The following is a 12,293-nucleotide window of genomic DNA, read 5'->3' as shown; positions in this document are numbered from 1 at the left end:
GGAGCGCTTCCCGTGACGCTCTGCGTCACGCCTCAAAAGTCGACGCGCAGCGTCGAAGTCTGTATTCCTACGCAGAGCGTGGGAACGATCATTCCTGGATGGGCGCGTTGTTTTTGAGCGCTTCGCGAGCAAGCTCGCTCCTACTTCTTTCCAGGAGGCTGGACGGGATATTTCTTGTCGCAGTTCTTTTTCAGTCATTTGTTGCAAAGATCTACAATCCCGCCGCTTTTACCGCTAGTCTGCGGACATCTGCAATGCCGACAACAGCCTTCTACAAGAGCCCGGCGATGACTGATCTGTCCCGAACCCATGGGCCTGCCAGTGTGGTGATGCCGACCCTGGAAGGCCGCTTCTACCGGCCCCCACTGCCTGACGGCTACGTGCTGCGCCCGCGCCTGTGCGAACGGCTGAATGCGGGCCTTGATGGGCGACTGTTGCTGGTCAGCGCGCCCGCGGGGTTTGGCAAGAGTTCGTTGGCGGTGGAGTTCTGCCAGGGCTTGCCTGCCCAGTGGCAAAGCCTGTGGTTGGGCCTGAGCCCTCGGGACAGCGACCCCGGCCGTTTCCTGGAGCGGCTGCTCGACGGCTTGCAACAGTATTTCCCGCAACTCGGCGCCCAATCCCTGGGGTTGCTGAAAATGCGCCAGCGTCACCAACCCTTTGCCTTCGAAGAATGGCTCGATGGCCTGCTCGACGAACTGGCAGTGCACCTGTCTGCACGTTCGCCGTTATTGCTGGTGCTGGATGACTATCACCTGGCCCAAGGCCCGGTGCTGGATCGCTGCCTGCAGTTTTTTCTCAATCATTTGCCTGATGGCCTAGTGGTGCTGGTCACCAGCCGGCAGCGTCCGGACTGGCACTTGGCACGCCTGCGCCTGTCGCGGCACCTGTTGGAACTGCATGAGCAAGACCTGCGCCTGACCCATGACGAGTCCCTGGCGGTGCTGGATGGACACGGCAATGCATTGCGCGGCGAGGCGTTGGAAAACCTGATTCGCCGTAGCGAGGGCTGGGTCGCCGGCCTGCGCTTTTGGCTGTTGGCGGCCTCCGAAGCCGGCAGTGAGAGCGCCTTGCCGCAAAGCCTGCACGGTGGCGAGGGTCTGATTCGCGATTACCTGCTCGAAGAAGTCATCGACTGCCTGCCTGCGGAGGTGCAAGCGTTCCTGTACGACACCGCACCTCAGGAGCGCTTTTGCAGCGAACTATGCGACGCCGTCCGCGAGGCCCATGACAGCGCAGAAATCCTGCGCTATTTGCAGGCTCATCAAGTGTTCCTGGTGCCGTTGGATGAGCAGGGCCATTGGTACCGCTACCACCACTTGTTCTCCGACCTGCTGCGCACCCGCCGCGAGAAAAGCGCCACCTTGCCGCCGGCCAGTTTGCACTTGCGCGCCTGTCGCTGGTTTAACGCCCAGGGCTTGATCGACGAGGCGGTGGAGCAGGCGCTGCGGGCCGGGCATCTGGATGTGGCGGCGAACCTGGTGCAGAACCTGTCCGAAGAGCAACTGCTGGCAGAGCAGAATGTGGGCATGCTGTTGCGTTGGAAGATGGATTTGCCCGACAGCCTGCTGATCAGCACGCCACGTTTGATCGTGCTGTATAGCTGGGCGTTGGGGCTGGCGTGCCAATTGGATGCGGCACAGGAGCTGTCCAGTTACCTCAGCCGCTTCCTGCCTGCCCCGTCGGCCACCGCGCAAAAATCCATGTTGGCCCAGTGGTTGGCGCTGAGCGGGATTATTGCCCGTGGGCGTGGGGACCGTGAGCTGACCCAGCGCTATTGCCAAGAGGCGTTGGAAAGCCTGCCGCAAAAGCGTTACGGCCAGCGCCTGATGTGCCTTTCGACCCTGTCCAACCTGGCGATCGTCGATGCCGACCTGTGGCGCGCCCGTGGCCTGAACCGCGAATCGTTGGAACTGGCGCAGCGCGTCGGTAACCCCTTGTTTGAAGCCTTGGCCCATTACGACCGGGCCCGGGTACTGCAGGCGCGGGGGGAGATCCTGCGTTCCCTGGATGAAGTCCGTCAGGGCCTGGAGCGCTTGCATGGGCTCGCCTCCCAACGCCTATATGCCGTGCGCGCGCGCCTGTCGCTGTACGAAGGCTACCTGCTGCTGGTGCGTTACCAGCCCGAGGCCGGCCTGGCGCGTTTGCGCGCCGGCCTGGCCGAGGCCCGTGCCTGCCGCGATATCAGCGTGCTGATCGGGCACTGCGTCATCGCCAGCTTCGAAGGGCGGCGTAGGGAGTTTGCCAATGCTTTTGCCGAACTGGCCGAGGCCGAGCGCTTGATGCACATCTGGGATGTGCCGCCGATCTATTACCTGGCGATGATCACCCTGATCAAATGCGAGTTGTGGCTGGCCCAGGGGCGCACTGACCTGGCCGACGCCTGGCTGGCCCGCCTGGGGCAGACCTACAACGGCGAGCACGCCGCGGCGGCCCCCGAGTTTCATCCGCACCTGCCGCAACATATCGAGCTGCAACAAGCTGCGCTCGATGCCACGCGCCATCAGCCCGACAGCGCGCTGCAACGCCTGGAAGCGTTGGCCCAACATGCCCATGACAGTGGGCGCCAGATGATTGCCCTGATGGCGCTGGTCCAGCAGGTGCAGTTACTTCTGGATAATGGCCTGGAAGCCAAGGCCCGGCCGGTATTCGCCCGTGCCCTGGAAGCCGGTTCGGGCGGTGCGTTGCAGCCGTTTCAACGGTTGTTGGAGGGTTATCCGCAGTGGATACGCGATCAGTTGGGCAAGGATTCCCATGGGCTGCTCAATCAGAGCTTGCTGGAGTTGCTGCCCCAAGCCAGCGCAGTTGAAGCCACACCTCAACAGGAAACCCTCAGCACTCGAGAGCTGGCGGTGCTGCAACTGATTGCCCAAGGCTGTTCAAACCAGGAAATCAGCAACCAGCTGTTCATCTCCCTGCACACGGTGAAGACCCACGCCAGCCATATCAACAGCAAGCTCGGCGTGGAGCGTCGTACCCAGGCGGTGGCGCGGGCCAAGGCCATGGGGTTGTTGGCCTGAGCCCTGGGTTTATGGCGTGGTCGGGCAGCCTTTGAGTGAGGTGTCGACGGTCTGATTGATCAGCGCCGCGAAACGCTTGAGGTTGTTCTGATGCGCCACCACCAACTCGTCGATGCTCGGCCCGGCAGGTGATTGCAAGGTGGTGCGGCAGGTCAAGGCCGGGCGATCGCCATTGACTTGCCTCACGCGCCAGCGCACATCGAGCAATGCGTACTGCCCCGGTACCGAGTCAAACCGCTGCACGTCTACGCGCAAAGCCACGGCTTGCCGGGCATTGCTGTTGGCTAATTGATCCACCAAGGCGCTCCTCAGTTCATCGGCGAGGGTGGCGGCCCACCACTGGGTTTCAAGAATCGCCAGGCCGCTGTCGCCCTGGCGGATCACGATCTGCGCGCGGTCGACCTGAGGCGGCACGCTGATGCTCTCAATGCGCACACCGCCGGCCTCTGCTCGCGTACTCGGGCTCAAGTGCGCCGGGGTCAGGGTATGAAAAGCGATGGGTTCACTGCGGCAGGCACCGAGCAGCAGCAGGGTGCTCAGCAACGTGATCTTCAACGGCAATGTCATGGCGGCTCCAATGGTCATTTGCGGGGTGGCCCTTGCAGGTCCGTCGGTGCGGCGTTATCGGGGCGGCCGCGAATCAGCGACTCCGGATGCCGGCCCAGGTAATCCGAAAGCTCGCGCAGGGAGCGCGACATGCGCCCCAACTCGTCGAGGGTCTGCGTCAGTTGTTCACGCTGCGGCGAGTCTTCGGCCAGGGTTGAACTGGCCGATTGCAGGGTCTTGCTCACGTCGGCCAAGGTCGTCTGCACACCCGGCAGCGTCTTAGCGTTGAATTGCGCCAGGCCCTTGCGCAGTTCGACCAGGCTGGCGTCGAGGTTGCCGGCAATGCGCTCGACAGGCAGTTGGCTGATCTTGTTGACGATGCCTTCGAACTTCTCTTGCAGTTGTTCCAGGTTGCCCGGGATCGTGGGGATGCCCACGGGGCGCTGGTTCGGGTCGAACGCGACTTTCTCGGCCTTGGGGTAGAAGTCCAGGGCGATGTACAGCTGGCCGGTCAGCAAGTTACCGCTGCGGGCCTGGGCGCGCAGGCCGTTTTCGATGAAGGTGCCGATCAGGCGTACGCCGGCTGCCTCATCGTCAGGGTTATTGTTCATGGCCTTGAGCAACTTGGTGTGGGCCTCGCCGAGCAGTTGCGGGTAGATCACGATGCCGACATTGACCGGGAAGGTGCGTTTCTTCGCATCGAAATCCAGGTTGATCGATACAACCCTGCCGAACTCGACGCCGAGGAACTCCACCGGCGCGTCGACTTTCAGCCCACGCAGGGCCTGATCGAAGCGCAGAACCATGTATTGCCCCTTGCCGTTGGGCGGGGCGAGGGCGCTTTGCTGGTCTTCGAACAATTCAAAGCTGCGACTTTCTTCGGCCGGTTTGTCATTGGGGTTGTAGGGCGGCGCCTGGAAGGCGATCCCGCCCATCAACATGGAGGACAAGGATTCGGTTTTCAGCGCGAAGCCATTGGCACCGACGCTCAAGTCGACGCCGCTGGCATTCCAGAAACGCGTGTTCTCAGTGATGTACACATCATTGGGCGCATGCACAAAGATTTCGACATTCACGCCCTTGCCCTCGTTGTCCAGCTCATAGGCCACTACCTGGCCCACCGGGATCTTGCGGTAATAGACGGGGGAGCCGATATCCAGGGAGCCCAAGGCCTGGGTGTGCAGGGTGAAGCGCTTGCCCGGCTCGCCGTAGGTGATGGGCGGCGGGTTTTCCAAGCCGGTGAAGTGTTTGGCGCGAGTCTCGGACTGGCCAATGTCTGCGCCGATGTAGTCGCCGGACAACAACGTGTCGATGCCCGACACGCCGCCTGCGCCGATGCGCGGGCGCACCACCCAGAATTTTGAATCTTCGCGGGTGAAACTTTCGGCCTGTTTGACCAGCTCGACGGTGGCATTGACGCTTTTCTGGTCATCACTCAGGGCCACGGCGGTTACCTGGCCGATCACCACGTTGCGGTATTTGACCTCGGTTTTGTTGGCAACCAGCCCGCTGCCGGTCTTGAAGTTGAGGACGATGGTCGGCCCTTGTTGCATGACGCTGTGAATCACCAGCGAGATCCCCACCAGTACGGCGACAATCGGCACGATCCAGACCAGCGAGACACTGAAACGACGCGTCTTGATCACGGGTTGCCCCGCAGGGGTGTCAGCCTTGGATGAGCTCATCCGAGGTCTCCTCGTTATGTGGATTTTCCCAGATTAGCCGGGGATCAAAACTCATGGCCGCCAGCATCGTAAACACGACCACCAGGCCAAAAAACAGAATGCCCAGGCGCGGTTCGATCGTGCCCAGGGCTTGAAACTTCACCAGCGCGGCCACCAGGGCAACCACGATGACATCGAGCATCGACCAGTAGCCGATCAGTTCGATAAACCGAAACAGCTTTGAACGCTCCTTGCGCGCCCACTGGCTATTACGCTGCACGGTGACCAGCAGCAGCCCCAGCGACAGGAACTTGATACCCGGCACGGCAATGCTGGCGATGAAAATGATCAGCGCAATGTCCCAGGCGCCATGCTGCCAGAACTCCAGCACGCCACTCATGATGGTGCTGTCTGCGCCCGAGCCGAGCATGGTGGTGTTCATCACCGGCAGTAAGTTGGCCGGGACATAAAAGGCGAGGGCGGTGAGCATGTAGGCCCAGGTTCGGGTCAGGGACTGCACCTTGCGCCGATGCAGTGCGGCGCCACAGCGATCGCACTCGGTGGGCTCACGGCGCATGTCGCAGGGCTGGCCGCAGGTATGGCACAGGCACAGGTTCAGCTCGCGGGCGGTGGGCGGTGAATTCATACGGTGTCCCACAGGTCGCGTACATCGCGCCCGGCAATGCGGATCAGCAACAGGCTCAGGGCGGCCAAGGCGAACAGGCCGGTGCCAGGGATCACATCCAGCATGCCGGCCAGCTTGAAGACCGCGACCATCGCGCCCAGCAGGCACACCTCCAGCATGCTCCAGGGCCGGAGTGCTTCGAGCCAGCGCATGCACAGCTTGAATGCCGGCGAGCGCTTGCCGGCCAACGCGAAACTCAGCACCCAGATCAGCAACAGCAGCTGAAACACCGGCGCGATAATGATGGAAATCGCCGCGACCAAAGCAATGAACGTAATCGGCCCCAGGCTCAATGCAACGACTGAATCCCAGAGCGTCGCGCTGTTTTTCAAGCCCTGCAGGCTGATGCTCATCACCGGATAAAAGTTCGCAAAGGTCCACAGCACTGCGGCGGTCACCGTCAGGGCGAGGCGTTGCTGCACCGACAGGCCGTTATAGCGCTGCAGCACGCCAGAACAACGCACACACAGGGCTTTTTGATGTTTGGCGAGCGTGACTTTCTCGTACACGCAGTCGCAGTGTTCGCAGATGATCTGTTGATTCGCCATGGGTGTTGCTCCAAATGCGACTGACTGCAGCAGGGGATTTCAATGGCGCTTGCGTAGCTTAGCAGCGGATGGACCGCGTAATCGACTCCTTCCAGAGCAGGGCCAAGCTACACCATACTGCACTTGGAACGCGCCAGAGAGCTTGCAGGACACCCATGACTATTGAAAAACAACCGTTGATTCGCGAAACCTTTCCCGTCGGCCCGTTGCAGTGCAACTGCACCATCATTGGCGACCCGATCACTAAAAAAGCCATCGTGGTCGACCCCGGTGGCAATCACGAGTTGATCCTGGCGCGCCTTGATGCGCTGGGACTGAAGGTGGTGAGCATTATCCACACCCATGCTCACCTCGATCATTTCCTCGCCTCCGGCCAATTGAAAGAAAAGACCGGCGCCACGCTGCATCTGCACAAAGATGATCAATTTCTATGGGACAACCTGGAAATGCAATGCCAGATGTTTCGCGTGCCCTACGTCCCGGTACCGTCGCCGGATCGCTGGCTGGAGCATGACGAAGAACTGGCCTGCGGCTGTGGCGTAGCCTTGCACACCCCAGGGCATACGCCGGGCTCGATGAGTTTCTGGTTCGCCGACGCCAAGCTGTTGATCGCCGGCGATACCTTGTTTCGTCGCGGCGTAGGGCGCACGGACTTATGGGGCGGCGACCAGGCGACGATCGTGCGGTCGATCAAGCAGCGCTTGTATACGCTGGACGAGGGCGCGACGGTGGTCACTGGGCATGGGCCGGATACGTTGCTGGGCGATGAGATGCGGGAGAATCCTTTCGTGCGTGCGTGATGGGTTGTCGGCTCTGATACAAAGCGGTACAGACACACAGACACAGGCCCGAGCCAAACACAGCTATGCTTTACGCACCCTCCACGGAATTTTTGCCGTTTGTCGCGTTCCAAACTCGGCACAGGTCCATTGCCAATGTCCTCTGCATCACAGAATGCAAAAGTAGGAGCTTCCTTCATGTTCACTCCGCGTCGTCTGCTTGTTGTCGCTACCGCCGTAGCCCTGTTGTCTGGCTGCGCTTCACCTAACCCTTATGACGGCAGCCAGGGACAGGCCAGCAATGGTTCCGAAAGCGGCATGAGCAAAACCGCCAAGTACGGCGGCCTCGGTGCACTGGCTGGTGCATTGGCCGGTGCGGCCATCGACCATAACAACCGTGGCAAGGGCGCGCTGATTGGCGCAGTCGTTGCGGGTGCCGGTGCGGCGGGCTATGGCTACTACGCCGACCAGCAAGAGAAAAAACTGCGTGAAAGCATGGCGAACACCGGGGTTGAGGTGCAGCGCCAGGGTGACCAGATCAAGCTGATCATGCCGGGCAACATTACCTTCGCCACCAACTCGGACGCGATCTCCAGCAGCTTCTACCAGCCGCTGAACAACCTGGCCAACTCTCTCAAGCAGTTCAACCAGAACACCATCCAGATCGTTGGCTACACCGACAGCACCGGTAGCCGCCAACTGAATATGGACCTGTCCCAGCGCCGTGCGCAGAGCGTGGCCAACTACCTGACCTCCCAAGGCGTCAATGGTGCCAACCTGAGCGCACGCGGTGCCGGTCCGGATAACCCGATTGCCAGCAACGCCGACGTGAATGGCCGTGCGCAGAACCGTCGCGTCGAAGTCAACCTCGGCCCGATCCCTGGCCAGCAATACGGCCAGCCTGGTCAGCAGCAGGCGCCACAGCAGAACAACCAGTTCCAGGGCAATCCGTACCAGCAATACCAGTAAACCCTGGGCACTAAAAAGGGCGCCGTGCAGTCAATGCACGGCGCCCTTTTTTGATCGTTCCCACGCTCTGCGTGGGAATGCCCGCTCGGACGCTCCGCGTCCCACTGATGGCGCAAAAGTCGAGGCTTGTGCGGTGACGCGGAGCGTCACGGGATGCGTTCCCACGCAGAGCGTGGGAACGATCATTGCCAGCAACGCCGACGTGAATGGCCGTGCCCAGAACCGTCGCGTCGAAGTCAACCTCGGCCCGATCCCTGGCCAGCAATACGGCCAGCCTGGTCAGCAGCAGGCACCACAGCAGAACAACCAGTTCCAGGGCAATCCGTAGCAGCAATACCAGTAAACCCTGGGCACTAAAAAGGGCGCCGTGCAGTCAATGCACGGCGCCCTTTTTTGATCGTTCCCACGCTCTGCGTGGGAATGCCCGCTCGGACGCTCCGCGTCCCATTCTTGGCGCAAAAGCTGAAGCTTGTGCGGTGACGCGGAGCGTCACGGGATGCGTTCCCACGCAGAGCGTGGGAACGATCAGGCAGCTTCGATCTACATCAGTCGATGTATTCGAATACCTTGACGATCTTCTGTACGCCCGACACGCCTTGCACCAGGTTGGCGGCGCGGGTGGCTTCTGCCTGGGTCAGCAGGCCCATCATGTAGACGATGCCGTTATCGGTGACGATCTTGATTCGCGAGCCTGGCACTGCACTGTCGGTCAGCATCTGGGCCTTGATCTTGGTGGTCAGCAAGGCATCGTTGCTGATGGCCAGCAGAGTGATCGGGTCCATGACCTGCAGTTCGTTGTGGACCTTCTTGACGCGTTGCACGCCGGCAGCGGCTTGCTCGGCCTGGGCCTTGAGATCGGCGCGGGGTGTTTGGCCTGCCAGCAGGACCACGCCGTTGAAGCTGGTCACCACGATGCGCGAGGCACCGTTGCCCAGGTCGGTAGCAGCCTTGGCGACGTTGACCTTGACCTTGGTTTCGATCAGCGAATCATCAATGGTGCTGCCGAAGGTGCGTGTGCCCCGGTCGTCCTGAATAGGGGTGTCCCGTGTAGCGGTGATAGCCGAGCTGCAGCCGCTGATGGCGACGCACAGCGTAATGGCCAAAAGACTGAGGCGATTAACGGTCATTCTTCACTCCCGAACAGTTGGCTGTCGATCAGATCGCACAGGCAGTGGATCGCCAGCAGATGAACTTCTTGGATACGTGCAGTGACATTGGCCGGGACGCGAATCTCCACGTCCTCGGGCAGCAGCAGCGAAGCCATGCCGCCGCCGTCGCGACCGGTCAAGGCTACGACAATCATTTCGCGATCATGTGCGGCCTGGATCGCTTGAATAATATTCGCCGAGTTGCCGCTAGTGGAAATCGCCAGCAATACATCGCCCGGCTGGCCTAGGGCGCGGATCTGCTTGGAGAAGATTTCGTTGTAGCTGTAGTCGTTGGCGATCGAAGTGATCGTCGACGAGTCGGTGGTCAATGCAATGGCCGGCAGGCTCGGGCGCTCGCGTTCGAAACGGTTGAGCAGCTCGGAGGAAAAATGCTGGGCATCGCCGGCCGAACCACCGTTGCCGCACGAAAGCATTTTGCCTTCGTTGAGCAAGGCATTGACCATGACCTGACTGGCTTGCTCGATGTGCGGTGCAAGTACGTCCATCGCCTGTTGCTTGGTGTCGATGCTGGCCTGGAAAAGCTGGCGAATTCGGGATTGCATGTCCATCTGTGTGACCTTAAGTAGCGCGGCTGTTTGGCACAGGTAATGTGCAGCCCGCAATGCAAAGAGCAAAAGTGAGTGGTGAGGGTGCCCGGCGAATCAGCTGTCGAAGGCATTTTTAAGCCAGGTCAGATCAGCTGTGCCTGACGGGGTGCTTTCCATGGCAACCACATCGAAACGGCAGGGGCGGTCAGCCCAGTGATGCTCTTTTTGCAGGAAAAACTGCGCAGCGAGTATCAGCTTTTGACGCTTGCGCTCGTCGATACTGGCGAGCGCGCCACCCCATTGTGCGTGTTTTCTGTAGCGGACTTCGACGAATACTACTGTATCGCCGTCAAGCATGACCAGATCAAGCTCGCCGCGTTTACATAACCAGTTCTGCGCCAGAAGGCGCAGACCCTGTTGTTGCAGGTAATCGAGCGCATGCAGTTCGGCATCCTTGCCGCTTTGTGCGCTGGACCGCTGGGGCATCAGCGTGGGGTATCGGGCAGGCGCTGTATTTCGCCGCCGACGAACTTCGCCCACGGCATCTGGCGGTCCACGCGCTGGTTGGCGCTGATGCCCAGGTTGCCCGAGAGGCCGTCGACACGGGTGTCAGGCAGTGCCTTGAGCTGGCCCAGGCGTGGTGCCAGGCGGTAGGCATCGACGCCCATTGCGTAGAGGCGGCCCAGGCTGCCATTGGCTTGCGGCCATTGCGCCGCAACCTGGTTGCGCAGTGGGTCGGTGGTGTTGAGCAACCAGGGGGTTTCGCAGAACATCACGTTGGTCATGTCCAGGTACTGGTTACGGTCACCGCTGGCACTGAACACGTGGGAGGTTGCGTACACCGGCACATCGCCGGCGTATTGGAAGTTCAGGGTCGGCTTGATCTGCTGGGCCAGTTGTGGCGTGACAGCCAGGAAGATGAACTCGATGTCCTGGCGACGCGAAGGCTGGGCGGCTACGTCGGTGCCTACTGTGCTTTGCAGGCTCTTGGCGCGGCCTTCGCTCTTGCGCAGTTGGAACAGATCGGCGATCTGCTGGGCCAGGGCAACAGGCTGATCGACATATTCAACGCCCATGACAGTGCCGCCATTGGCTTCCCAATCCTGGCGGAACGCTTTGTAGACGCGCTCGCCCCATTCGCCACGGGGCACCATGGCGGCGGCACGGTGCAGGCCGTCGGCACGTGCACGGCGCGACACTTCGCGGGCTTCGTCTTCAGCGGCCAGGCCGAACTGGAACAACTGCGCCGGGCCTTGATCGGTCTCGCTGTAGTTCAGGGCGAGGGTGGTGATCGGCAGCTGCGGGCGTGCGCTGAGTTGCTTGACCAGCGGTTTTTCCAGCGGGCCGACCACCAGTTGCACGCCAGCGGCCTGGGCCTTGGCGTAGAAGTCGTCGAGGGAGCCCAGGCGCGAGCTGTCATAGAACTCGATGACCGGTGGCTTCTGCCCGGCTTGTTCAGCCTGGTAGTGAGCCGCCATGAAGCCTTCGCGCAGCGCTTTGCCCACAGCCGCCAGCGGCCCTTCCTGCGGCAGCAGCAGGGCGATCTTGTTCAGGGGCTGGCTGGCCAGTTCCTTGAGCTTGGTCAGCGGCGCTGGCAGTTGCACTGCAGCCGGGTGGCCCGGGTTCTGTGCGCGCCAGGTGTCGATGGCGGCTTGTTGTTGCTCCAGCGTACCGGCGCCCTTGACCGCCTGGGCCAGGGTGATCCAGCCATCGAGTGTCGGGTTGCCAGTGGCTTGCAGCTGTTCGGCTGGCAACGCGGCAATCAATACCCAGATGGCCTCGTGGTTGCTGTTGGCAGCCTCACCCGTCAGCAGGGGCGCCATGGACACCCGCTCGCGAGCGGCGGCGAGGGTCTGCCCATCGGCTTCATAGGCACGTGCATGTACGGTACCGGTGCGGATCTGCTGGTCGGTCGGCAGTTCCTTCAGGCTTTGCAGGCTGGGGTGGTTCAGCGCTGCCAAAGCCGCCTTGGGCTGGTTGCGCCCCATGGCCAGTTCTGCGGCCAGGGTGCTGGCAAATACTTGCGCGGCTGGCTTCAGGGCGTCCAGGGGCACTTGCGCAAGGATCTGCGAGGAGCGGCCGGGGTTGTTCTGCTGGTAAGCCAGGTCCGCCGCGCTCAGGCGCAGCAACGCGGCTTTTTCTGGCGTCTTGGCGTTCGTCGCCTGTTCGAGCAGTTGCTCGATACTGGCATCGGGCGTGCGTGGCAGTTCGCCAAGACTGGAGGAGGGCGAACTGGCGCAAGCAGCCAGCAAGGCAGCGAGGCAGAGGGCGGAGAGCAGCCGCAGGCAAGCGATCATGTAAGTGTTCCTGATACCGATCAAATTAGCGTGGAAGTGTACCCAAGCACTGGCCCAGGCGCGATGTTCATGGCGTTAAACCGTGGATTTAG

General features: G+C 61.4%; 11 protein-coding genes and 1 pseudogene. 4 read left to right on the top strand and 8 right to left on the bottom strand.

The window, feature by feature from the left end:
- Window positions 1–287 precede the first annotated feature (287 nt).
- Window positions 288–3,017, top strand: a complete 2,730-nt coding sequence (locus FXO12_RS13015) for a LuxR C-terminal-related transcriptional regulator (RefSeq protein WP_057976876.1) — start codon at window positions 288–290, stop codon at window positions 3,015–3,017.
- 9 nt (window positions 3,018–3,026) lie between these two features.
- Here the strand turns inward: FXO12_RS13015 and FXO12_RS13010 are convergent, their stop codons facing one another.
- Genes FXO12_RS13010 through FXO12_RS12995 form a run of 4 tightly spaced genes read right to left on the bottom strand, consistent with a single transcriptional unit; the run spans window position 3,027 to window position 6,460 of the window.
- The gene (locus tag FXO12_RS13010) at window positions 3,027–3,584 is read right to left on the bottom strand and encodes a membrane integrity-associated transporter subunit PqiC (protein WP_057976877.1); all 558 of its coding nucleotides are present in this window, start codon (window positions 3,582–3,584) and stop codon (window positions 3,027–3,029) included.
- A 14-nt stretch (window positions 3,585–3,598) separates the two neighbouring features.
- Window positions 3,599–5,248: an intermembrane transport protein PqiB gene (locus FXO12_RS13005; RefSeq protein ID WP_014716962.1), complete on the bottom strand. Its 1,650-nt coding sequence runs from the start codon at window positions 5,246–5,248 to the stop codon at window positions 3,599–3,601.
- Window positions 5,229–5,873: a paraquat-inducible protein A gene (locus tag FXO12_RS13000; protein WP_054919304.1), complete on the bottom strand. Its 645-nt coding sequence runs from the start codon at window positions 5,871–5,873 to the stop codon at window positions 5,229–5,231. Before FXO12_RS13000 ends, FXO12_RS13005 begins: the two co-directional genes overlap by 20 nt.
- The gene (locus FXO12_RS12995) at window positions 5,870–6,460 is read right to left on the bottom strand and encodes a paraquat-inducible protein A (protein ID WP_057976879.1); all 591 of its coding nucleotides are present in this window, start codon (window positions 6,458–6,460) and stop codon (window positions 5,870–5,872) included. The genes FXO12_RS13000 and FXO12_RS12995 overlap by 4 nt, the downstream gene beginning before the upstream one ends.
- Before the next feature lie 155 nt (window positions 6,461–6,615).
- Here FXO12_RS12995 and FXO12_RS12990 point away from each other — a divergent pair, with 155 nt between their 5' ends.
- The 3 genes and pseudogenes from FXO12_RS12990 to FXO12_RS12980 form a co-directional block, all read left to right on the top strand.
- Window positions 6,616–7,260 carry an MBL fold metallo-hydrolase gene (locus tag FXO12_RS12990; protein WP_034126333.1) on the top strand — a complete coding sequence of 215 codons (645 nt, stop codon included), beginning with the start codon at window positions 6,616–6,618 and terminating at the stop codon, window positions 7,258–7,260.
- 177 nt (window positions 7,261–7,437) lie between these two features.
- Window positions 7,438–8,208, top strand: a complete 771-nt coding sequence (locus FXO12_RS12985; protein WP_019816951.1) for an OmpA family lipoprotein — start codon at window positions 7,438–7,440, stop codon at window positions 8,206–8,208.
- 184 nt (window positions 8,209–8,392) lie between these two features.
- Window positions 8,393–8,536: pseudogene (locus FXO12_RS12980) on the top strand (cell envelope biogenesis protein OmpA); the annotation flags it as partial.
- 217 nt (window positions 8,537–8,753) lie between these two features.
- On the opposite strand, the gene FXO12_RS12975 reads toward FXO12_RS12980, so the two are convergent.
- From FXO12_RS12975 to FXO12_RS12960, 4 genes are all read right to left on the bottom strand, one after another.
- Window positions 8,754–9,335, bottom strand: coding sequence for a BON domain-containing protein (locus tag FXO12_RS12975; protein ID WP_003188655.1), 582 nt, complete (start codon window positions 9,333–9,335; stop codon window positions 8,754–8,756).
- A complete protein-coding gene (locus FXO12_RS12970; protein ID WP_007904374.1) occupies window positions 9,332–9,925 on the bottom strand; it encodes a phosphoheptose isomerase in 594 nt (197 codons plus the stop codon). The genes FXO12_RS12975 and FXO12_RS12970 overlap by 4 nt, the downstream gene beginning before the upstream one ends.
- Before the next feature lie 93 nt (window positions 9,926–10,018).
- A complete protein-coding gene (locus tag FXO12_RS12965; protein WP_054898902.1) occupies window positions 10,019–10,390 on the bottom strand; it encodes a YraN family protein in 372 nt (123 codons plus the stop codon).
- The gene (locus tag FXO12_RS12960) at window positions 10,390–12,201 is read right to left on the bottom strand and encodes a penicillin-binding protein activator (RefSeq protein ID WP_054919296.1); all 1,812 of its coding nucleotides are present in this window, start codon (window positions 12,199–12,201) and stop codon (window positions 10,390–10,392) included. Before FXO12_RS12960 ends, FXO12_RS12965 begins: the two co-directional genes overlap by 1 nt.
- Window positions 12,202–12,293: the final 92 nt, after the last annotated feature.

This window comes from Pseudomonas sp. J380 (assembly GCF_009827115.1).
GTDB lineage: Bacteria > Pseudomonadota > Gammaproteobacteria > Pseudomonadales > Pseudomonadaceae > Aquipseudomonas > Aquipseudomonas paracarnis.
This window is presented reverse-complemented; position numbering and strand designations above follow the sequence as displayed.

Coding starts and splice junctions, on each gene's coding strand:
- FXO12_RS13015 (WP_057976876.1), top strand. CDS start 288: ATGACTGATCTGTCCCGAACCCATGGGCCTGCCAGTGTGGTGATGCCG.
- FXO12_RS13010 (WP_057976877.1), bottom strand. CDS start 3,584: ATGACATTGCCGTTGAAGATCACGTTGCTGAGCACCCTGCTGCTGCTC.
- FXO12_RS13005 (WP_014716962.1), bottom strand. CDS start 5,248: ATGAGCTCATCCAAGGCTGACACCCCTGCGGGGCAACCCGTGATCAAG.
- FXO12_RS13000 (WP_054919304.1), bottom strand. CDS start 5,873: ATGAATTCACCGCCCACCGCCCGCGAGCTGAACCTGTGCCTGTGCCAT.
- FXO12_RS12995 (WP_057976879.1), bottom strand. CDS start 6,460: ATGGCGAATCAACAGATCATCTGCGAACACTGCGACTGCGTGTACGAG.
- FXO12_RS12990 (WP_034126333.1), top strand. CDS start 6,616: ATGACTATTGAAAAACAACCGTTGATTCGCGAAACCTTTCCCGTCGGC.
- FXO12_RS12985 (WP_019816951.1), top strand. CDS start 7,438: ATGTTCACTCCGCGTCGTCTGCTTGTTGTCGCTACCGCCGTAGCCCTG.
- FXO12_RS12975 (WP_003188655.1), bottom strand. CDS start 9,335: ATGACCGTTAATCGCCTCAGTCTTTTGGCCATTACGCTGTGCGTCGCC.
- FXO12_RS12970 (WP_007904374.1), bottom strand. CDS start 9,925: ATGGACATGCAATCCCGAATTCGCCAGCTTTTCCAGGCCAGCATCGAC.
- FXO12_RS12965 (WP_054898902.1), bottom strand. CDS start 10,390: ATGCCCCAGCGGTCCAGCGCACAAAGCGGCAAGGATGCCGAACTGCAT.
- FXO12_RS12960 (WP_054919296.1), bottom strand. CDS start 12,201: ATGATCGCTTGCCTGCGGCTGCTCTCCGCCCTCTGCCTCGCTGCCTTG.